This is a genomic window from Pseudomonas sp. SWRI99 (assembly GCF_014270125.1).
Lineage (GTDB): Bacteria > Pseudomonadota > Gammaproteobacteria > Pseudomonadales > Pseudomonadaceae > Aquipseudomonas > Aquipseudomonas hamedanensis.
The window spans coordinates 1-640 of sequence record NZ_JABWQR010000068.1; the positions used below are offsets into that span (position 1 = coordinate 1).

2 protein-coding genes and 1 pseudogene are annotated in these 640 nt (G+C 64.8%); all 3 read right to left on the bottom strand.

Translation table 11 applies throughout. The annotated features are described in order from the left end of the window. Positions 1-217, bottom strand: a 217-nt coding sequence (locus tag HU743_RS27475) for a hypothetical protein (protein ID WP_346656541.1), incomplete at its 3' end; no start/stop codon positions are given. Further along, positions 198-329 (bottom strand): hypothetical protein, encoded by a 132-nt coding sequence (locus HU743_RS27480; RefSeq protein ID WP_346656542.1) that lies wholly within the window; start codon positions 327-329, stop codon positions 198-200. The genes HU743_RS27480 and HU743_RS27475, both read right to left, overlap by 20 nt. A gap of 68 nt (positions 330-397) precedes the next feature. Continuing rightward, a pseudogene (locus HU743_RS27485) lies at positions 398-595 on the bottom strand (RHS repeat domain-containing protein); the annotation flags it as partial. Positions 596-640: the final 45 nt, after the last annotated feature.

The window sequence follows — 640 nt, forward strand, 5'->3', positions numbered from 1 at the left end:
GGTCGTAGGCGTAAGCGGTGCGTCGCCCGTCGAAGCCGCTTTCCTCGCGGATCAGCCCGGTGGGCGTGTAATCCAGGCGGTACTTTTCGCCCGATTCGTTTTCGATCTCGGTGAGCAGCAGTTGCGCGTGGTCGTAGCGGTACTGCACGCGGGTGCCGTCGGGGTTGGTGCGCCGGGAAACCAGGTGCAGGTCGTCGTCATATTCGTAGCGGGTGATGCGTCCGAGTTCGTCGCGCTCGGCGGTGACCTGGCCGTAAGCGCCGTAGCTGTAGGCGCGACTGGCGCCCGCAGGAGAAGTCGTCAGGATCAGCCGGCCGGCGGCGTCCCACTGCTGACGGCTGATGACGCCAAACTCGTCCTGCGTCGTGGTCCGCCGTCCCAATGCGTCGTAGGAAAAGCGCCGGACGCCACCGTCGGGCAGGGTTTCCTCGATGAGCTGGCCGAGTTCATTCCACACCCAGCGATGCCGGCTGCTGTCCGGGTAACGCAGCGACAACAACTGGCCACGCAGGTTGTAGTAGTAATGGGTGACCTGGCCGTCGGGATCGACCGCTTCGGTGACCGCGCCCTCGGCATTGCGCCGATAGATCCACACCGCCTCGCCACGGCAACGCTTGTAGAGAAAACCGTTGCGGTACTC